Origin of the sequence: Polaribacter sp. SA4-12, from assembly GCF_002163675.1 — a bacterium.
In the GTDB taxonomy this organism is placed as follows: domain Bacteria; phylum Bacteroidota; class Bacteroidia; order Flavobacteriales; family Flavobacteriaceae; genus Polaribacter.
The window spans coordinates 734,831-754,639 of the sequence record NZ_CP019334.1 but is presented as its reverse complement, the minus strand read 5'-3'; the positions used below and the strand labels follow the sequence as shown (position 1 = coordinate 754,639).

Genomic DNA, 19,809 nt, shown 5'->3' with positions numbered 1-19,809 from the left:
GAGTCGATTTTTAAAAAACAAAAACACTGCTATTTGTTGTTATAATAGAGGTGAAGTGCTATTTGTACGTTTACTGCCAATTTACAAACTGATTTATTACCTTTTCTGTCAGTTTTTCACTCCTTTGGCTTGATTATGGCAGCTATTGAACAAGTAAGTAAAAATTAAAACATTTTTTAAATTAATATAGTATGAGTCAAGTAAAAGTAAACAGTACAATTAAAGTAAATTATACAGGTAAATTAGCTAACGGACAAGTTTTTGATACTTCTGAAGGAAAAGAGCCAATCGAATTTGTTTTAGGACAAGAAAGATTGATTCCTGGTTTTGAAAAAGGTTTAATTGACATGAAATTAAACGAAAAGAAAACGATCGAAATTACAAAAGACCAAGCTTATGGAGAGCCTAACCCTAGTTTAATACAAGAAGTTAAGAAAGCTGAACTTCCTCAAGATATGGAGCCTCAAGTTGGTATGGGATTAGTTTCTAAATCTCCTGACGGACAAGAAATTAACTTAATGGTAATTGAAGTAAAAGAAGAAAGTATAGTAATTGATGGTAATCATCCTTTAGCTGGTCATGATCTTGTTTTTGACGTAGAAGTTGTTGAAATTAAAGAAACAGTAATTACAGAATAAAAGAAAATATTTCTTTTTAAAACATAAAAAAACCTTTGTTAGATGAATTTAACAAAGGTTTTTTGCTTTTTATAATTTGTTATGGATGCTACTTAAAATCTGTAATTTGTTTTTCAAATTTTTAGCGATCCTTAAAAGCACAAAGATTTCCATCTGGGTCTAAAAACTTGGCAACTGTTCTAGTCTAACCAAAATTGGGTTTGGTTATTGCAATTGTCGTTTATAAAATAATAAAATTAGAATTAAAAAATATTGCATTTAGTAAAAATCTACAATTTTGATGAAACGTTGTTATAGTGAGTTTATTTCATTTTTGAGGTAAATATATTCCTAATTCTATCTAATTCTTTTTTGTATTTCAAATCTGTTCTTGATGCAAAAAATAAGGTGTTTTCCGTTTTCACTTTTCCTTCCCAAACTAAATTTATTTCGTTTCTTAAAATTTGTTCTTGACATAAAAAATCTGGAACTAATGCAAGCCCGTTTTCATTGTTTAGACATCTAATAATGGAAGTAATATTCGGTAAAATATAGTTTGGTTTGAAAGCAGGTTTTTTATTAAAATTTTCAAACCAAAAACGTCTAAAATGTTCCATCTCGTTTGATGAACTATACCAAATATTTTTAAGTAGTTCATCTTCTAACTTCTTAAAATTGTTAGATTTAATGTGTTTTTGTATTTTAGTTGTATCTGTTTTATTTCCGGCTATTAAAATGATTCTTTCTTTTGAAAACGGAACATATTCAACTAATGATTTTTTTTTATTCTGTTTTTTAGGTGTTATTACTAAATCTAAAATACCATTATTTAAGTCTTTTATTAAATCTGTATGTGCTCCAAATCTAGCTACTAAGTCAAAGTTCAATTTCGGAATTTCGGGTTCAATAATAAGCTGAAACATTTCTGAACACATTCCAATATTTAGAGAAGGATTTTTTTCTTGAGTAGTTTTTTTAAAATGCTGTTCTGCTATTTCAAGTTTGTTTAAAGATTCAATAATATATTCATATAAAAATTTCCCGTCTTCTGTTGGAATCATTTTTCTTGAAGTTCGTTCAAATAACTTTTTGCCAACATATGCTTCTAAAGCGTTTAAGTGTACACTAACCCCTGGTTGGGACGCATATAAAGCAACAGAAGCTTTGGTTAAAGTTCCGTTTTCATATATTTCTTTAAATGTTCTATACCATTCTAAATTTACCATAACTATTAAAATATTGATACAAAGGTATGATTTGTATTATTTTTACAATAATAAAAGTTACTTTAATTTTGTCCTAAATAAAATAATAGACAGATGAAAAATATATTTATAATTAATGGAAGCCATCCATTTGCACATTCTGGTGGAAAATTTAATGAAACTCTTTTTAATAATACTATTTCATATTTTGATACGCTTGAAGGATTTGATGTTAAGTGTACTCAAGTTGGTGAAAATTATAAAGCAAAGGAAGAAGTTGAAAAATTTAAATGGGCGGATATAGTGATTTATCATACTCCAATTTGGTGGTTTCAAATTCCTTTTGGGTTTAAAAAATATATAGATGAAGTTTTTACGGAAGGTCATCAAAATGGAATTTATAAAAGCGATGGAAGAAGTAGAAAAAATCCAAACATCAATTACGGAACAGGTGGTTTAATGCACGGAAAAAAATATATACTTACTACAAGTTGGAATGCACCTAAAACCGCATTTACTTTAGAAAATGAATTTTTCAATCAAAAAAGTGTGGATGATGGTGTAATGTTTGGGTTTCACAGAATGAATGCTTTTACAGGAATGGAATTGTTAGGCACACATCATTTTCATGATATGGAAAAAAATGCAGATGTTCCTTTTGAATTGAATAATTACAGTACTTTTTTAAATGATTTAATGATTAACTTGTAATTATTTGGTTTCGTAGTGAAAATGCAGTACAACTAGTTATAAGATAGTATTACCTTGTTTTATTTTATTAAAACAAGGTAATATTATCTGTTTTTTAAGTTGTTTTCTTTTCTTTATTGAAAATCGTCTTACCAAAAACTAATATAATAATTCCAACAGCTAAAAGTAAACCAGTGATAAAATCGGTGAAATCATTTTCCAAATTAGCGTGAATTGTTATTCCTACTAACATTATCATCAATCCTATTATTCTAGTTTTATTCATAGTTCTTTTTTGATATAATTATTCTACAATAAGTTTTATATATTTTGAAAATAGTTAGCAATTTATTTTTCAATCTGCACGAAATTTAAATAAAAAGTTAAAAAAGAAACGTGACAATTATCACCCTTCAAATTATTTACTGAACAAGAGAAACCAATAGAAAGTAAATTTTGTATGTTAATAAGAAAAACGTATAAACACCTGATTTTTAGATATAGAACTTTCACGCTTACATAATAATAAGATTCTAAATAGATTTGGAGGAGTATAAAAACACTTAAAATCAGAATTTTATGAAAAAATTAATTCCAAATCACATACCTGCAAAAGGTTGGAAAGGTGGATTTCTAAAAAAGAATCCAGAAATGAAATATCCAACTCCAGATTTAGGCGCTTTAAAGTTTAATGACAACTTAGATAAAATTCATAATATCACCAGACAACAACGTGTATTATGGCCAGAATTTACTTGGGAAACTCAAAAAGGTAAAACCGACCCGAAAAGATGTTTTCAAATGTTTGCTCCAGACATTTCTAGAGTTGGGTATGATAACACAGGTCAATCTTGGTCTATTATTTGTCCACAACAAGGTACATTTATACCAGGTGTAGGTACTTTTAATGTAGAAGTTACAGTTACAGGACAAAAAGGTTGGGTAGATGAATCTAATAAAAGTTTAGCTGTAGATATGATGGTAAAACCTAAAATTTGGTTTAGTCCTGCTGCAAATGAATCTTCTTTGGGTAAAATATTGTGGTCTATTTTCGAATTAAATCATCTTGGGTATTGTTTTCCTTCCGAAAAGAAAAAAGCAATAGAATTAAATACATATCAAACAACAAAACAAAAATCTACTACAATTGCATTACGAGATGGATTGTTTATGGAAGGTAATTTACCGCCATTTACAATACATAAAGAAGCATGGAGTCATGCAAATGTTGAAGTTGAAATTGGTGAAATTGATTTAAATCATAGTCATTTAGTGAATGAATTTAACACTATTATAATGAAAGCATTTAATATTGGATCTGGAAATATGTTACAGCAAGGTAACATATTAGCTTGGAATGTTTGGTTTGATGCACCAAGTTTAGTGAAACAAAGTGAGTGGAGAAATCATGCAGATGTGTGGCGTAGATCTATTGATATAGATCATTGTAGCCCTGATGGACCTGGAACTGATCCTAGATTTGCTAATGGAACTCCTTTTAAGCCAGAAAAAGAATTATTTGATGAAGTGATAACTGATATCAAAAACTTTATAAAGAAACATATATAATCCTTTTGAGGTGAAAAAAAATATTCTAACTTTTCTAAGGAAGCTTCATTTAGTTATTGTTTTACTAAAAGAATAGGAGGAATCATAACTATAATTAAAAAGGGTACGTTTAAAACGTATCTTTTTTTTTGTATCATTTTCAAAAAAATTAAGACCAAAAGGTTATATAAAACTAAATTTATTCATTTTTATGAAAAACAGCTCTTTTTTCTATGAATAAATGTTTCTCAATTTAATTTGACAAAATTGTCAATAATCAATAAGTTTATTGGTTAAAACGAAAAATCTATTTGAATGTAAAATTAGCACACTCAATTTGAGTTTATTGTGCCTATCTTTTTTGAATTAAATAGCTAATAAAACTTTTAGGTGATTCTTGTATTCAAAAGAGAATATAATAGCTTCAATATCTTTTTTAGGTACTATTTTTGTTGTGTGAACAATAAATTTTTTGGGTAAAATGTCTATATCTATTTCCACATCTTTAATGCCATCTAAAGTCATTATTTTAGTTTTAATAAGATATAAAGCATAATTGTTAGTTGTATTTGTAGAGAATACTTTTACTTGATTAATAGGGATTACTTTTTTTGGGCGAAAATTCATATCTCTTAAATTTGAATTTATATAAAGTTTGGTTGTATTTATAATTGTAAATAACAATATAATACTTAGCTAAAGTACATTTGATAAAAAGAAAAATCAATAAGCAAAATACCTATTTATGATCTGTATTAATTTTTCACCAAAATATATTAAAGCATAAAATATTAAAGCCCTTTTTTTAAAGTCCTTAAAATCAGTTTAATTAAGTAAAAAAAGTAGAAAGTGAGAGATATTCTTTGAAGTAAAAATAGCATTGGACTTCTAATTTACAGAACTCCTTTTTCAATTTAAAATAAACGAAGTTTGGTTTATTTTTCTCTATTTTTATAAGCACGTCAAAATTTCAAAACAACAGATATCGTTGGATAATTGTAAAAATTAGGCACAACAATTCTTCAAAATACAATTACTAATAATTTAGACAAATAGAAACGCTCATTTCTGTGTCAAATTATTAATTGATTAAAGCTCAAAAAGATCTTTTGGAATAGCGTGAAAGCCCGTAGTAATTACAAGATCTTCTATATCTTTAACGGTAACTACTTTTGATGTATAAATAACAAACTCTTTTGGAAAAACATCAGCATTAATAAGTACTTCTTTAATGCCGTCTAAAGACAATAGTTTTAATCTAATTCTTTGTAGGTCGTAATTGTTTGTTGCATTCGTTCCGAATACTTTTCCGTGATTTCCAGGAATCACATTGTCTGATAAGAAACTCATATCTAGTGATTTTAATTAATATATGCTTGTATATATTTTTATATAAAAAAACACACAGAACTAAGTTACCGATTTTAAAGATAAAATCAAAGAATTTAAACACCTTTTTTAGTTAAAATAAATGTTTTAAAAAAGATCAATCTACCAAAGAAGTTTCGGGTATTTTAGATTCTAAATTGTCAAAATCATATAAGTTTTTATCTAATAAATGAGAAGGAAATACATTCTGTAAAGCATTCATCATAATTGCATTTCTATTTGGGAATTCAGTTTCCCAATCGGTAATCATTTGTTTTACCTTTTTACGTTGTAAATTTTCTTGAGAACCGCATAAATTACAAGGTATAATAGGGAAATCCATAAAATCTGCATACGCTTCAATATCACTTTCATTACAGAAAGCCAAAGGTCTTAAAACAACGATATCGCCAGCATCATTTCTGAATTTAGGCGGCATTGTTTCCATTTTTCCTGCAAAAAAGAAGTTTAAGAAAAAGGTTTCTATAATGTCATTTTTGTGATGTCCTAAAGCCAATTTATTACAACCTAAATCTTTGGCTGCTTCATATAAAGTTCCTCTACGTAAACGAGAACATAAACTACATGTAGTTTTACCTTCAGGCGTTTTGTCCATAACAATCTTGTAGGTATTCTTTTCAATAATTTTAAAATCGACACCTAAATTTTGTAAATAATTTGGTAAAACTTCCTCAGGAAAACCAGGTTGTTTTTGATCTAAATTTACAGCAACAATTCCAAAATTAATAGGCGCAACTTTCTGAAAATACAATAACATATTTAGCATTGCATAACTATCTTTTCCCCCAGAAAGACAAACCATAATTTTATCTCCTTCGGCAATCATTGTAAATTGCTGTATCGCTTCTGCTACTGAACGCTGTAATTTTTTAGTAACCTTTTTTTTGTTCTCCATAAATGCAAAAATAGTACTAAAATCATTCCTATTCAATGAGTTTTTTACGTTTCAGCATTTCATTTTACAAATGGTTGTAAAAACTTGGTTTTTAGTTTTAGAAAGTACTATAAATGTTTTTAGAGATTTCATTTACGGTGTTTTTATTTTTTGAAAGTTCGTTTAGATTTATTTCCAACAATCTTATGCATCTATTGTTAGTGGAAGCTTTATTCTATTTTCATTTTTGTTAGATAATTTTAAATTATTAGCAATTTTTTTCATTTCAAGCCAATTATTTTTACTGAAAGAATTACTACTTGTTACCAATGGAATATTATATTCACCTATATTCTCTTCTTTGAGAGAAAACTTTTCTTTTTCTTGAAATAATTCTGTTCCTTTTAATAACATTAAAGGAAATGCTATAATTTTTTCACATCCATTTTCAATTAAGAAAGAAATACTTTTTTTAAACGAAGTAACAGTTTGCGTTGGTAGACCATATATTAAACTTACTTCATAGCTTATATTTCTTTTATTTAATTGATGCATAACTGATTTTATTTTGGAAGGGTTGTTTTTTCTATTGATAAGAATACTTTCCTTTATAATTGCAGTTTGCAATCCAAATTCAAGATGTATATTAAGTTTTTCACAGAGATCTAAAAAACGTAAACCTTTATCTCCAATTATAGTTTCAAATCTTACTTGGATACTTATTAATGATTTGTAATTCATTTTTACAAGTTCATTTAAAATATTAAGGTAATTCGAACCTATATTGAAAATTGGGTCAAGAACATTTACTTTTTCAACTTTTTTATATCTAAAATATTTGAATTCAGATATCGTTTTCTCAAAACTTTGTTTGTAAACTTTGTTATTAGTTAAATCTCGATGCGCACAAAAATTACACCTATAAGGACAACCTCTTTGTGTTTCAACCCTTACTTTTTCTTGATTATCATCAACTTGTATTTCGTCTGTTAGATATGGAGAAGGAATATTAGAAAAATCAAAATTAGATTTTAATACTTTTGAATTGTTTTCATTTTTTAAAATTGATAATAAAGCATTTTCAGCATAACCATCTATAAAATAATGGCAATTCGGGTATTCTAGAACAGGATTATTTGAGTATGATATTTGATAACCACCAAGAATTACCTTTCCTGTGAAATTATACTTGTTGATTATAAGATTAATGAAGCTATTTGTAATAAATTCATTCCAAACATAAGCTGATATTGCGATATAATCTATTTCATTGAAATTATAATTTGATAAATATTTATTCAAATCGGAAACCTCAAAGTTTTCATTAAATTCTAATACATTTATGGGTAAATGTGATGCTTTAAATTTAATCCCGTAATCTATATCATTTTTAATATATGATAATATTGAACCTATAGCCAATGAAGTTTCACTTTCTCCTTCTCTAATGAAGTCAAATGAAATAATTAATAAATTTTTCAAACAATCTTATCTTTTTCCGTTTATTTTAAACCCAGTTAACACTTAGGTGTTTGTGCTTTTTTACTTGACATTAGTTGTGAGTTTATTTTTTACAATTAGTTTTTCAAAATCTTCATCTTTTTAAAAATAGAGTTAACGTGTTTCTAAATAGGCTAGAATAAATTATATAGAGTGTTTTACACAGTATTTATTTCATTAATTCTATTTGAAATTTAGTAGCATCAAAAGCCATTTTTAAACCTCTAAAATTTGACGTACTTTTATTCTTTTCAAATAGCTCTGTTAAATATTCAGTTTGCTTCGTTACATTTTCGCTCTCTTTTTTAAAAATTTGGTATTTCAAGAGAATTAAATTTGCCATAATCTTATCTGACTTACTTAAATCACTTTGATTTAGAGATTCGTTTATTGTATTTTTTATTTTAGAATCGTTATCAGATAATTCGTCGAATAGATAAGCATTCGCCAAGTCATTTTTATTTATGGTTGCGTAATCATTCTTATCAGACATGTCTTTTCTGTAAGTCATTTTGTTTCCATTTAAAAAATACCATCTTGTATAGGAATCATTTTCTATTTTAATGTCTTTTTCAAATTTCTTTTTCTTTACATTCCAATTGGTAAAAGCAATTAGAAGTTTAGTCCCATCTTCTTTCTTTAAAATTGTAAATCGGATTAAGTAATTTCTTTTTCCTGGTTTTTCAATTTCAATGTCTAATTTGTTTTCTACTGAAACATATTTTTTAAGAGCTTTTATTATTGAAGAAACCTCTTCTGGTTTGGCTTGAGGAAACAGATTTTCCCTTAAAAATAGATCTATGTACAAATAATGAGTTAAATAAAAATTATCCATTTTTAGATAATTTACTTCTGTTAAATGGCCTGTTTTAATATTGATTTTTTCAGATTGAGCATATCCAAAATTCATGAATATGACTAATAGTAATAGTGTAATTATTTTTCTTTGCATTCTGTTGGTTTAGAATATGAAATTTGCGGATTTGCATACGCAATTTTCCGATGTTTTAATTTAAGGTGTTTTAAAATAAAATCACAATATTTATATTTGATTAGCCGTTAATAACATGTGTTTTTACACTTTATTAATTTCTTCTTTTCCTAATCCTCTTCATATATTCTTCCAAAATTTTCAAGTCCGCAAGAAATTCATCAGAGTCAGGCATTTCTTCAATTAAAGTTCCTGCTGTATCGTGTCCAGTAAAATAAGTTGAACATTTACTCATATTCGTATCTACAAGATTGTAATCATCATCTGTCAAATCTACAATTTTTGATAAACGTTGAGTTTGTATTGCCCTTCCAAATCTTTGAATTGCGCCATTTAAGAATACTTCCTCAATAAAACGTTCCCAAGTTTCTCGAAGTTTACCATATAAGATTTTTGCTCTTTCTTTATAAACTTCTTCGGTTTCATTGTTTTCAATTTTTTTCAACTCTTGATGAGCGCTTTTTAAAATACCAATTCTAATACTAACTTTCAGAGCGTCCCAAGGTGGATTGCTTGCAATCAATCCTGTTTCCTTTTTCTTTCTTGTAAGGCTCTTTATGTCTAAATCACAATTTAATTTATTAGAATGTTCTTGAATCATTAGTAGAAAAGTAATATCGTGAGTAAAAACGATTACTTGTCTATCTAAAGATTCTTCTGCAATTCTTTTTGATATTTTATTTCTCCATTTGTGGTCGAGAGATGAAACTGGGTCGTCAAAAACTATAGCGCTTTTATGCTCTGAAATGGATAATTCAGACAAGAATGTTGCTAAAGAAATACACCTATGTTCTCCTTCGCTTAAAACATCTTTTAATGCTATTCCGTTTGCATTTTGTTCATCAAGTCTTAAATAGTGATATTGTTTTCCTCTTTGTCCTTTCGTTTCGGTCTCTATTTTGATATTTTTAAAACCTAGTTTGGTCAGTTCGGTTTTGAAATTCTGTTTAAGGCTTTGACTTATATAATTTGTAGCTAACTCGTTACTATGTGTTGTAATAGTCCGAGTATTACATTTACTAATGCATTGATTAAGTAATTTTATTTTTTTTTGTCGATAAATTTCACGACCTAGTTTTGGTTTAAAATCAAAAATCTTTTTTTCTCCTTTTAATTGATTCAATTCTTTATTAAGTGGTTTTAAATCTTCTTCAATTGATTGGACTTTTAATTTCTCATTTGTTTCCTTTAAGGTTTTAATGAGTTCTTGAATTTGTGTTTTTGGTGTCTTCTCAATTTCAATTTTATTAAAATCTTCAATAGTTTTTTTAACATTAAAAAGAGTTACTAAACTCTCTTTCTGTTTAGAAAGTAATTCTAAATATTGTTCTTGATTTTGAGAATAATCCTCAATCAATTCATTTAATTCTATTGTTGAAGGTTTTTGCTCCTCAAAAGAAAAGTCTAGACTATTCAAATCTTCAATCGCTAAATCAAATTTATTAGATGCTTCGTCAAAAGTTTTTTGAATATCATTTTTTATAAATTCCTCAAAGGAAGTAAACCTATTCTTTGCATCCTCATCTAAATCTTGAAGACAAAGAGGACAATTACTATCTTTATTTATTTCTGGAAAGTTCTTCGTTCCCGTACTTTCATTATAGAATTTACGAGCACTTTCCCAAAGTAATTTCCACGAACTATTACCAACACCTTCAATTGGTAAATCAGAAAATGCTTTTTCAGAAGATTCTTTTAAAGCTTTACTTGTTGTTACAAAATTATTTAACGTTTGTTTCAAATCTATTAAGATTTGACCTGTTAAATTATCTTCTAGCGTTTGAAATTTCTTTTGCAAAATTTCAAAACGTTTTATCTTTTCTTCATTTTCTTTTAAGTTTTTCTTTGGGTCTGTCGAATTTAATTTCTCAATTTCTTTAATTAACTTTTCAATTCTAGAATCTTTAGTTGAATTCCAAATAGATTCTGCTCTTAATTCATCTAGTTTTGTATCTGCGTTTAAGTTGTCGAGAAAGGTTTTAGCTGTTGAACATTCGGAAACATCTAAAAGTGAATAGTCAAATCCTTTTAAAACTGGACTTAATAATTCTGAATTTAGTTTGCTCTCAACTTTTTTTATGCCAATTGCTAATTTTTCTACAATAGATAAACCTTGAGGAATGAAAGCAATTTCATCTTGTTCTTCAATATAATGGTTTGCACTAAATGTATCGAAAACATCCACACTTTTTAAAACAGCACTACTTACTTCTTCGTTAACAAGATTTACTGTATTAAAGTTTGTTCCATCAATTGTATATTCAATATCAGCTTTTTTATCGTTTCCAAAACAAGTTGGGTCGTATAAATTATCATTGATTTTTGGCTTATGTCCTCTTGTATTACAAGCGTGTTTTAAAATACTCACATAGCTTGATTTTCCCGAACCATTATCGCCATAGACTACCGTGATTCCTTTTGGGGAAAATTCTAATTCACAAGTCTTTGAGAGTGCGTTTACATTATCAATATTAGAAATTTTTGAAAGTATAATATCATCACTACTTGTTGCATTATTAGCGAAATTTCTTAAATCATTAAAATCTACTTTAGTAAAATTAAATTTCGATAATCCATAATCTATTTTACTAATTTCTGTTAATTCTGTAATGTCATTATCAGTAAGTTCATTATTTCTAATTAAGCGGTCAATTGCGACTTGCCAGAAGTCAGATTTATTTTCAACCCAGTCAATTATATCATTAAGTATTGGCATTGTCTATCTATTTATAGTTTTTTTTAATAAAGTACAACTAATTACAAGGTAATAACACCTCATTTCATCCCAAAGAAAACAACCAATTAAAGCCATCCTTTCAGGAATTATTAATAAATAAAGATTTTGAAAACGTCTAGCAATTTATTTTTTCATCAATCTGTCTCAAATTTAGAGTATTAAAACTATAAAAACGTGACAATTATCACTTTAAATAAAACTATTGTCAACTTTACTAAAGTTATTTTATGATAGAAACAAAACAACCCGTATAAATTCCTGTTTTAATTAAACAATAAAGCCCAAGTTTTAAACTTGGGCTTTATTATTACTATTTCATGTTTTTCTTTATTGCGTAAGTAACATCAACATGTTGTCAAAAACTTGTTTTTGAATATCACGATCTTTTTGAGTAACATTGTCACGACCTTCTAATCTGGTTACTACGTGTAGCTCAGAATCTATCATTTCAACATCAATAGCAGTTTTATCACTGTTTTTAAGTCCTTTGTAAATAAGAACAGCGCTTACAGCATCTGCAGTATCATCTTTTATAGATTTATATATTTTCATTTGAGTACCTGTTGGTAATTGATATCCTTTTTGCAAATCTTTACGAACAATATCTATTAAATCTAATAATTCGTTTAAGGTTTCTTGTGGTTTAAAATGATACCAATATTTGTCTTCTGTAGTTGTATTTGTAGATTCAAAATATCCCAACATTGGGCCAACAGTTCCTATAAGCGTTAATAATTTATCCGAAGGAATAATTATTGGGTCTATTAAAAAGATATTTTTTATACTATTATCTGCTATTTTGCCATTTTTAATTAAGTCTAAAACCAACGGACATGCAGTGGATGATAACGCAAAATTTATATTGGTATATCCTTTTTCTAGAAGTGCGTTATATTCTGCTGTAATTGGTTCTTGCCAGTTTTTCCAAGTAGCATTTTTAAAATCTTCATAGCTACGTCCATGTCCGCCTAAAAGCACTTGTGACATTAAAATATTGGCATTCGCATCGCTATAAGTTCTAAACTCATCCCATTCAAAAGTAGATGCAGAATAACCATGAACTGTTATAATAACGGGTGTGTTTTTTTGAACAGTTGTGGGATTGGTAATTGCGTGTGAAACTAAGTATGTAGTAGGGTTGTAAAGCGATGCATCAAAAATTTGATCTCCGTCTAACATGGTTGCATTGTCAATTTCTGGTTCACTAGAACAGCCAGAAAGTATCAATAAAAAAATAACAGATAATTTTAAAAGTATGTTTTTAGTTTTCATATTATTTCTTTTTTAAAATGGTGTAGAAAATGCTCATTTGGTAAAAAACGGGATACAAAGTTCCTGGTCCTGAAGATCCGTTTCCTGTATTTAAATTATAGCCTGCACTTAAATGAACTGTAAATGGAGCATCAAATTTATAAGAGATTCCTGCGTCTATAGCAAAAAGGAAAGCTGTGTTAGGAATTTCATCAAAAATATCAGATTCATAATCCGCATAAAAAAAACCTGTGTTTAGTCTTGTAAAAGGTTGTAGCTTCTTTTGATGACGAAAATAATAGCCCATATTTACTAAGAAGTTATCTTGTTTAATAGCGTTGGTGCCCATTGCGCTACCAAGTCTTGTAGTTACATAACTAAAACCAAGACGAATATGTTTGTTCGAAATTTTAGGACTTGTAAAATCTACAGCAAAGCCATTTTCCCAATAGAGTTTTTGTGCTTTTTGAGTTCGGATACCTAGTTTTAATTCTCCAATCCAATCCGTTTTTGCGTCTGGTGTTTGAGCTTGAAAACTTATCATCGAGGTGATAAAAATAAAGGCAAATACATGTTTTTTGATCATTTTAGTAATTTATTAAGTTAGGTAAGTAGTTAAAGAAAAGGGTAAAGGAATAGTATCTTTAGAAAGTATTTTTACAGTTGTTTCGTTTATTGTTATAATAAGTTGTTTTTATTCAGAAGTCTATTAAGATGTAATTGAGTTTTAGAAAACAACACAACTTGTAATGTAAGATAATTTGATATTGGTGAAATTAACCTTTTATTTATTAAAACAACCCGTATAAATTCCTGTATTATGAATTGAAAAACTAAAAATTTAAACAGATACTAAGAATTTGATAAATATTTCACTTAATCTTTTTTTTTATTCAAATCATTTGGTTTATTAATTATTTAATTTAGATATTTGCATAGAAATAAAAAAGAACATGAACTTTATTCAAAACCATCATCATCATTTTTACAATTGCAGTCAAGCGATTTAAAAGTGTATTGAATAAAATCAAGATATTTATAAACCCGTTTGAGCAAATCAAACGGGTTTTCTATTTTTAAAAATAGAAATAGTTCCGATTTGATATCGGAATCTAAAAAAAATAATAAGATCCGTATTTGTTCAAGCAACAAACAAAAACAAAATGAGTAAATTAAGAATTGCAGTACAGAAATCAGGAAGATTAAACGACGATTCAATGAGAATCTTAAAAAACATTGGTATTTCTATCGAGAATGGAAAAGATCAATTAAAAGCATCTGCAAGGAATTTTCCTTTAGAAGTTTTTTATCTTAGAAATGGCGATATTCCTCAATATTTAAGAGATGGAGTAGTAGATGTAGCCATTATTGGAGAAAATGTTTTAATCGAAAAAGGAAACGATATTGACTTTGTAGAGCGTTTAGGTTTTTCTAAATGTAAAGTTTCTATTGCAGTACCAAAAGAATCGAAAGCAAATACATTAAAAGATTTAGACGGAAAAAGAATTGCAACTTCGTATCCAGAAACCGTAAAAAAATATTTAAAAGAATACAATATTGATGCACAATTACACACCATTAGTGGTTCTGTAGAAATTGCACCAAATATTGGTTTAGCAGATGGTATTTGCGATATTGTTTCTAGTGGATCTACATTATTTAAAAACGGTTTAAAAGAAATTGAAGTCTTATTTAAATCGGAAGCTGTTTTAGCAGTTTCGCCTTTAATTTCTGAAGAAAGAAGAGCAATTTTAGAGAAAATACAATTTAGAATTCAGTCTGTTTTAAAAGGACAAAATTCTAAATACATTTTGTTAAATGCGCCAAATGATAAATTAGAAAACATCTTAAAGTTATTACCAGGTATGAGAAGTCCTACTGTTTTGCCTTTGGCAGAAGAAGGTTGGAGTTCTGTGCACACTGTAATTAGCAAGAATGCTTTTTGGGAAATTATAGATGAGTTAAAAGCAAATGGAGCAGAAGGTATTTTAGTTTGCCCAATTGAAAAAATGGTGCTTTAAATTATAATTATAAGCATTAATAAAATGTCAGGTCGAGCGCAGTCGAGACCTTATAAATAGTTCTCGACTGCGCTCGAACGGACATCGTTTAAAGTATTTTGATAGTTTTAAATAATTAAAAAATAATAGATTGAAATCACTTCTTTAATATTTTAATCTTTAAATTTTTGAATAGTAATCATGAAAAACATAAACAATCCACAAAGAAAAGACTGGAATCAGATCTTACAAAGACCTACAAAAACGGTTGATGATATCGAGAAAACAGTCAACCAAATTTTTGATGATGTACAAAGAAATGGAGATGCTGCAGTACATAAATATACTGAGTTGTTTGATGGTGTTACTTTGGATAACAATATTGTTTCTATTGAAGAAATTAATGAAGCCGTTGCAGAAGTTTCTAACGAATTAAAGGATGCTATTAATCTTGCAAAAGAAAATATCACCAAGTTTCATACTGCACAAAAAACGGAAAAAGTATTTGTAGAAACTGCAGTTGGCGTTTCTTGTTGGCAAGAAAAAAGACCGATTCAGAAAGTTGGTTTATATATTCCTGGAGGAACAGCACCTTTGTTTTCAACAGTATTAATGTTGGCAATTCCTGCTAATATTGCAGGTTGTAAAGAGATTGTTTTATGTTCTCCTCCTAATAAAGAAGGAAAAATTCATCCAGCTATTTTGTATGCTGCCAATTTATGTGGCGTTACAAAAATTATTAAAGTTGGTGGAATTCAAGCCATTGCTGGTTATACATTTGGTACAGAAACGGTTCCTAAAGTGTATAAAATATTCGGACCCGGAAATCAGTTTGTAACGGTTGCAAAACAATTGTCTACAAAACATGGCGTTGCTATTGATATGCCTGCTGGCCCAAGTGAATTATTAGTGGTTGCCGATGATTCTGCAAATGCGAGTTATGTGGCTTCAGATCTATTAAGTCAAGCAGAACATGGAGCTGATAGTCAAGTTATTTTGGTTTCAACATCAAAAGAACTAATTGACGAAGTTTCTTTAGAAATAGACAAACAACTTTTAGATCTGCCAAGGGTTGAAATTGCTCAGAAAGCAATTGATAATTCTAAATCTATTTTGGTTGAAAACGATGAAATAGCCTTAGAATTGATCAACGAATATGGTCCTGAACACTTTATTGTTTGTACAAATAACAATGATTTTTATGTGGATAATATAGAAAATGCAGGTTCTGTTTTTATTGGTAATTATACTCCAGAAAGCGCAGGAGATTATGCTTCAGGAACGAATCATACATTACCAACAAATGGTTTTTCTAAATCGTATTCAGGTGTAAATTTAGATAGTTTTACAAAGAGTATTACTTTTCAGAAAATTACAAAAGAAGGCATACAAACCATAGGAAGATCTATTGAGCTAATGGCAGCAGCAGAAGGATTAGATGCACATAAAAATGCAGTTTCAATTCGTTTAAAAGATTTAAAATAATATACTAAATGTCATTCCTGCGAAGGCAGGAATCCATAGAAAGATTATTGAATAAAATAAAGTAAGTATAGATTCCCGTTTTCACGGGAATGACAAAAGTAAAAGTAATAATGAAAACAAACTTTAACTTAAATAGCCTAATTAGAGAAAACATAAAATCTCTAAAGCCATATTCTTCTGCAAGAGATGAGTATAAAGATGCAACAACTGATGCAATGATTTTCTTAGATGCTAATGAGAATCCTTTCGAAAATGGTGTAAATCGATATCCAGATCCGCAGCAAAATAACGTAAAGGATTTACTTTCTGATATTAAAGGAGTTTCTAAAGAAAACATCTTATTAGGAAACGGAAGTGATGAAGTTTTAGATTTAATTTTCAGAGCTTTTTGTGAGCCAAAAGAAGATAATATTATCACTTTGCCACCAACTTATGGAATGTATTCTGTATTGGCAAACATAAATGCTATTGAAAACAGAACCGTATTATTAAGTGATGATTTTCAGCCAAAAGTAAAACAGATTTTAGAAGCTACAGATGCAAATAGTAAAATTTTGTTTCTATGTTCACCTAATAATCCAACAGGAAATAGTTTTTCAATTGCGTCTGTTAGAGAGTTATTGATGAAATTTAAAGGATTAGTTGTTTTAGATGAAGCGTATATCGATTTTTCTGATCAGAAAAGTTGGTTAGAGAGTTTAGATAAATATCCGAATTTAATAATTACGCAGACTTTATCTAAAGCCTATGGTTTAGCAGGTATTCGTTTGGGAGTTTGTTATGCATCCAAAGAAATTATTAAAGTTTTAAATAACATAAAACCACCATATAACGTAAACGAATTAACCCAACAAAGAGCAATTACTAGACTTCAAAATTTGGACGAAGTTAAAAATGAAATTGCACAGTTAATTAGTGAACGAAAACGCTTAAAAGAAGAATTAGAATGTTGTGTAGGTTATATTGAAAAAGTATATCCTTCAGATGGTAATTTTCTTTTGTTAAAGGTTGATGACGCTACAAAACGTTACAATCAATTAATAGAATTAGGTGTTGTCATTAGAAATAGAACCACACAACCTTTATGTGAAAATTGCTTGCGTATAAGTGTTGGTATTTGTGAAGAAAATCAAAAATTATTAAGGGCTTTAAAAAGTTTATCCTGAACTTGATTCAGGATCTTTTAATTAAATATAAAATGATTAAAGAAAAATATTATTGTTATATTTTATCAAATAAAAATAGAACAGTTTTATATATTGGCTTTACAAAAAAATTAATTTTAAGAATAAATCAACATAAAAAAGGAGTTGGAGCATTATTTACAAAAAAATATAATGTATATGAACTGGTTTATTTTGAAGAGTTTTTTGAAAAGAAAAAAGCAAGAAAAAGAGAATTACAATTAAAGAATTGGAAGAAAGATTGGAAGTGGGATTTGGTGAAGGAAATCAATCCTAGTTTAAAAACATTAGAAATATATTAAAAAGATCCTGAATCAAGTTCAGGATTGATTAACAAGTTAATCATGAAAAAAGTATTATTTATAGACAGAGATGGAACTTTAGTATTAGAACCGCCTGTAGATTATCAATTAGATAGTTTAGAAAAGTTAGAATTTTACCCAAAAGTATTTCAATACATGGCAAAAATTGCTTCAGAATTGGATTACGAATTGGTAATGGTTACAAACCAAGATGGTTTAGGTACAGATTCTTTTCCTGAAGATACTTTTTGGCCTGCTCAAAATAAAGTGATGTCTGCTTTCGAAAAAGAAGGAGTTGTTTTTACGGAAGTTCATATAGATAAAACATTTCCGCATGAAAATGCAGAAACTCGTAAACCAAGAACCGGTTTATTAACAAAGTATTTTTCTGAGGAATATGATTTAGAAAATTCATTTGTTTTAGGAGACAGAATTACAGATATGGAATTGGCTAAAAACCTTGGTTCTAAAGGAATATTTTTATCTGAAGACCCAGAGTTAGGTGCTGATGAAATAGAAACCTCTAAACAAGAAATTTTAGACTGTATTGCTTTAACAAGTACAGATTGGTCAGCAATCTATGAGTTTTTAAAGTTAGAAGATAGAGTCTCAGAAATTACTAGAAATACAAATGAAACTAAGATTTACATCAAATTAAATTTAGATGGTTCTGGTAAAAATGATATTTCTACCGGTGTAAAGTTTTTTGACCACATGTTAGATCAAATTGGTCGTCATGGAGCCATGGATTTAACCGTAAAAGTTGATGGAGATTTAGAGGTTGATGAGCATCACACTATAGAAGATACCATGATTACTTTGGGAGAATTATTCCACAAAGCATTAGGAAATAAATTAGGAATAGAACGTTATGGTTTCTGTTTGCCAATGGATGATTGCTTAGCACAAGCTGCAGTAGATTTCGGAGGAAGACCTTGGTTGGTTTGGGAAGCAGATTTTAAACGTGAAATGGTTGGTGATATGCCAACAGAGATGTTTTTACATTTGTTTAAATCTTTTACAGATGGCGCAAAATGTAACTTAAATATTAAAGCAGAAGGAGCAAACGAACATCATAAAATTGAAGGAATTTTCAAAGCATTTGCAAAAGCAATGAAAATGGCCGTTAAAAGAGATGCGAATAAGATGTTTTTACCATCTACAAAAGGAGTGCTTTAAAAAAAAGCCCATCTTAATCTTCCCGAAGGGAAGAAACACTCTTGCGAAAGTTAAGTGTTACTAATTGGGTTTTATAAACGAGAATTAAATAAAAAAATGTCATTCCTGCGTAGGCAGGAATCCATAAATATTATGATTGATAATAATAAAAATAACAGTGAGGGTTCTTCCCCTGTGGGGAAGTTAGAAGAGACTTCAGTTGTAATTATAGATTACGGAGCAGGAAATATTAAAAGTATTCAGTTTGCTTTTAAACGTTTAGGTGTAGAGGCTGTTTTATCAAATAATATTGATGAAATAAGAGCTGCTGATAAAATTATTTTCCCAGGAGTTGGAGAAGCGAGTTCTGCAATGCAAATGTTGCAAGAAAGCGGATTAGATAAGGTGATTCCTACTTTAACACAACCTGTTTTGGGTATTTGTTTGGGAATGCAGTTAATGTGTAATTCTTCTGCAGAAGGAAATACAAAAGGATTAGGTATTTTTGATGTAGATGTAAAAAAGTTTTCTAAAGCTGTAAAAGTTCCACAAATGGGATGGAATGTAGTTTATGATTTAAAATCTGATTTATTTGCAGGAGTTAAAGAAAGAGAATTTATGTATTTAGTTCATAGTTTCTATGCTGAGAGTTGTGCTGAAGCAATTGCAACAACAGATTATGAAATTGAATATGCATCAGCATTACAAAAGGATAATTTTTACGGTGTACAGTTTCACCCAGAAAAAAGTGGAGTAGAAGGAGCACATTTGCTTAAAAACTTCCTCAATTTATAAACAAAGTTGAATGTCATTCCGAAATGAGCCTTTTTTAGGTGATTGAAGAATCTCGTTTTTAATAATGAGATTACTTTGTTCCT

General features: G+C 28.5%; 19 protein-coding genes. 9 read left to right on the top strand and 10 right to left on the bottom strand.

The window, feature by feature from the left end:
* The first annotated feature begins 191 nt into the window (after positions 1-191).
* Entirely contained in the window at positions 192-638 is a 447-nt protein-coding gene (locus BTO07_RS03430; protein WP_087519897.1) for an FKBP-type peptidyl-prolyl cis-trans isomerase, read from the top strand.
* A gap of 302 nt (positions 639-940) precedes the next feature.
* Here BTO07_RS03430 and BTO07_RS03425 read toward each other — a convergent pair whose 3' ends face one another.
* The gene (locus tag BTO07_RS03425; protein ID WP_087519896.1) at positions 941-1,843 is read right to left on the bottom strand and encodes a LysR family transcriptional regulator; all 903 of its coding nucleotides are present in this window, start codon (positions 1,841-1,843) and stop codon (positions 941-943) included.
* Between the two features lie 93 nt (positions 1,844-1,936).
* Here BTO07_RS03425 and BTO07_RS03420 point away from each other — a divergent pair, with 93 nt between their 5' ends.
* Complete coding sequence (locus tag BTO07_RS03420; RefSeq protein WP_087519895.1) at positions 1,937-2,533, top strand: NAD(P)H-dependent oxidoreductase; 597 nt, start codon at positions 1,937-1,939, stop codon at positions 2,531-2,533.
* A 94-nt stretch (positions 2,534-2,627) separates the two neighbouring features.
* Here the strand turns inward: BTO07_RS03420 and BTO07_RS17265 are convergent, their stop codons facing one another.
* On the bottom strand, positions 2,628-2,798 hold the full coding sequence (locus tag BTO07_RS17265) for a hypothetical protein (protein WP_157663275.1): 171 nt from the start codon (positions 2,796-2,798) through the stop codon (positions 2,628-2,630).
* Positions 2,799-3,091: 293 nt separating this feature from the next.
* Here BTO07_RS17265 and BTO07_RS03415 point away from each other — a divergent pair, with 293 nt between their 5' ends.
* Positions 3,092-4,081: a hypothetical protein gene (locus BTO07_RS03415; protein ID WP_087519894.1), complete on the top strand. Its 990-nt coding sequence runs from the start codon at positions 3,092-3,094 to the stop codon at positions 4,079-4,081.
* A gap of 345 nt (positions 4,082-4,426) precedes the next feature.
* On the opposite strand, the gene BTO07_RS03410 is transcribed toward BTO07_RS03415, so the two are convergent.
* The 8 genes from BTO07_RS03410 to BTO07_RS03375 all read right to left on the bottom strand — a co-directional run bounded on the left by BTO07_RS03410 (position 4,427) and on the right by BTO07_RS03375 (position 13,388).
* Positions 4,427-4,687: a heavy-metal-associated domain-containing protein gene (locus tag BTO07_RS03410; protein WP_157663274.1), complete on the bottom strand. Its 261-nt coding sequence runs from the start codon at positions 4,685-4,687 to the stop codon at positions 4,427-4,429.
* A gap of 462 nt (positions 4,688-5,149) precedes the next feature.
* Positions 5,150-5,410 (bottom strand): hypothetical protein, encoded by a 261-nt coding sequence (locus BTO07_RS03405; RefSeq protein ID WP_087519892.1) that lies wholly within the window; start codon positions 5,408-5,410, stop codon positions 5,150-5,152.
* 136 nt (positions 5,411-5,546) lie between these two features.
* Positions 5,547-6,344 carry a tRNA 2-thiocytidine(32) synthetase TtcA gene (gene ttcA, locus BTO07_RS03400; RefSeq protein ID WP_087519891.1) on the bottom strand — a complete coding sequence of 266 codons (798 nt, stop codon included), beginning with the start codon at positions 6,342-6,344 and terminating at the stop codon, positions 5,547-5,549.
* Positions 6,345-6,527: 183 nt separating this feature from the next.
* Positions 6,528-7,805, bottom strand: a complete 1,278-nt coding sequence (locus BTO07_RS03395) for a B12-binding domain-containing radical SAM protein (protein ID WP_087519890.1) — start codon at positions 7,803-7,805, stop codon at positions 6,528-6,530.
* Between the two features lie 187 nt (positions 7,806-7,992).
* On the bottom strand, positions 7,993-8,775 hold the full coding sequence (locus BTO07_RS03390; protein WP_157663273.1) for a hypothetical protein: 783 nt from the start codon (positions 8,773-8,775) through the stop codon (positions 7,993-7,995).
* A 133-nt stretch (positions 8,776-8,908) separates the two neighbouring features.
* Positions 8,909-11,530, bottom strand: coding sequence for an AAA family ATPase (locus tag BTO07_RS03385; protein ID WP_087519888.1), 2,622 nt, complete (start codon positions 11,528-11,530; stop codon positions 8,909-8,911).
* A 348-nt stretch (positions 11,531-11,878) separates the two neighbouring features.
* Complete coding sequence (locus tag BTO07_RS03380; protein ID WP_087519887.1) at positions 11,879-12,823, bottom strand: alpha/beta hydrolase; 945 nt, start codon at positions 12,821-12,823, stop codon at positions 11,879-11,881.
* A 1-nt stretch (position 12,824) separates the two neighbouring features.
* Positions 12,825-13,388, bottom strand: coding sequence for a hypothetical protein (locus BTO07_RS03375; protein WP_157663272.1), 564 nt, complete (start codon positions 13,386-13,388; stop codon positions 12,825-12,827).
* Between the two features lie 577 nt (positions 13,389-13,965).
* Here BTO07_RS03375 and hisG point away from each other — a divergent pair.
* From hisG to hisH, 6 genes are all read left to right on the top strand, one after another.
* A complete protein-coding gene (gene hisG, locus BTO07_RS03370) occupies positions 13,966-14,823 on the top strand; it encodes an ATP phosphoribosyltransferase (protein WP_087519885.1) in 858 nt (285 codons plus the stop codon).
* 180 nt (positions 14,824-15,003) lie between these two features.
* A complete protein-coding gene (hisD, locus tag BTO07_RS03365; RefSeq protein WP_087519884.1) occupies positions 15,004-16,287 on the top strand; it encodes a histidinol dehydrogenase in 1,284 nt (427 codons plus the stop codon).
* A 110-nt stretch (positions 16,288-16,397) separates the two neighbouring features.
* A complete protein-coding gene (gene hisC, locus BTO07_RS03360; protein WP_087522536.1) occupies positions 16,398-17,453 on the top strand; it encodes a histidinol-phosphate transaminase in 1,056 nt (351 codons plus the stop codon).
* 32 nt (positions 17,454-17,485) lie between these two features.
* On the top strand, positions 17,486-17,773 hold the full coding sequence (locus BTO07_RS03355) for a GIY-YIG nuclease family protein (RefSeq protein WP_087519883.1): 288 nt from the start codon (positions 17,486-17,488) through the stop codon (positions 17,771-17,773).
* Between the two features lie 42 nt (positions 17,774-17,815).
* Positions 17,816-18,952, top strand: a complete 1,137-nt coding sequence (gene hisB, locus BTO07_RS03350) for a bifunctional histidinol-phosphatase/imidazoleglycerol-phosphate dehydratase HisB (RefSeq protein WP_087519882.1) — start codon at positions 17,816-17,818, stop codon at positions 18,950-18,952.
* 96 nt (positions 18,953-19,048) lie between these two features.
* Positions 19,049-19,726, top strand: coding sequence for an imidazole glycerol phosphate synthase subunit HisH (gene hisH, locus BTO07_RS03345; protein ID WP_232457082.1), 678 nt, complete (start codon positions 19,049-19,051; stop codon positions 19,724-19,726).
* The last annotated feature ends 83 nt before the right edge of the window (positions 19,727-19,809 follow it).

Bases quoted from the DNA above. Each gene is read 5' to 3' on its own strand.
- hisG (WP_087519885.1), top strand. From the start codon at position 13,966: ATGAGTAAATTAAGAATTGCAGTACAGAAATCAGGAAGATTAAACGAC.
- BTO07_RS03430 (WP_087519897.1), top strand. From the start codon at position 192: ATGAGTCAAGTAAAAGTAAACAGTACAATTAAAGTAAATTATACAGGT.
- hisC (WP_087522536.1), top strand. From the start codon at position 16,398: ATGAAAACAAACTTTAACTTAAATAGCCTAATTAGAGAAAACATAAAA.
- BTO07_RS03385 (WP_087519888.1), bottom strand. From the start codon at position 11,530: ATGCCAATACTTAATGATATAATTGACTGGGTTGAAAATAAATCTGAC.
- hisB (WP_087519882.1), top strand. From the start codon at position 17,816: ATGAAAAAAGTATTATTTATAGACAGAGATGGAACTTTAGTATTAGAA.
- BTO07_RS17265 (WP_157663275.1), bottom strand. From the start codon at position 2,798: ATGAATAAAACTAGAATAATAGGATTGATGATAATGTTAGTAGGAATA.
- BTO07_RS03355 (WP_087519883.1), top strand. From the start codon at position 17,486: ATGATTAAAGAAAAATATTATTGTTATATTTTATCAAATAAAAATAGA.
- hisH (WP_232457082.1), top strand. From the start codon at position 19,049: ATGTCATTCCTGCGTAGGCAGGAATCCATAAATATTATGATTGATAAT.
- BTO07_RS03380 (WP_087519887.1), bottom strand. From the start codon at position 12,823: ATGAAAACTAAAAACATACTTTTAAAATTATCTGTTATTTTTTTATTG.
- ttcA (WP_087519891.1), bottom strand. From the start codon at position 6,344: ATGGAGAACAAAAAAAAGGTTACTAAAAAATTACAGCGTTCAGTAGCA.
- BTO07_RS03410 (WP_157663274.1), bottom strand. From the start codon at position 4,687: ATGAATTTTCGCCCAAAAAAAGTAATCCCTATTAATCAAGTAAAAGTA.
- hisD (WP_087519884.1), top strand. From the start codon at position 15,004: ATGAAAAACATAAACAATCCACAAAGAAAAGACTGGAATCAGATCTTA.
- BTO07_RS03375 (WP_157663272.1), bottom strand. From the start codon at position 13,388: ATGATCAAAAAACATGTATTTGCCTTTATTTTTATCACCTCGATGATA.
- BTO07_RS03390 (WP_157663273.1), bottom strand. From the start codon at position 8,775: ATGCAAAGAAAAATAATTACACTATTACTATTAGTCATATTCATGAAT.
- BTO07_RS03405 (WP_087519892.1), bottom strand. From the start codon at position 5,410: ATGAGTTTCTTATCAGACAATGTGATTCCTGGAAATCACGGAAAAGTA.
- BTO07_RS03415 (WP_087519894.1), top strand. From the start codon at position 3,092: ATGAAAAAATTAATTCCAAATCACATACCTGCAAAAGGTTGGAAAGGT.
- BTO07_RS03425 (WP_087519896.1), bottom strand. From the start codon at position 1,843: ATGGTAAATTTAGAATGGTATAGAACATTTAAAGAAATATATGAAAAC.
- BTO07_RS03420 (WP_087519895.1), top strand. From the start codon at position 1,937: ATGAAAAATATATTTATAATTAATGGAAGCCATCCATTTGCACATTCT.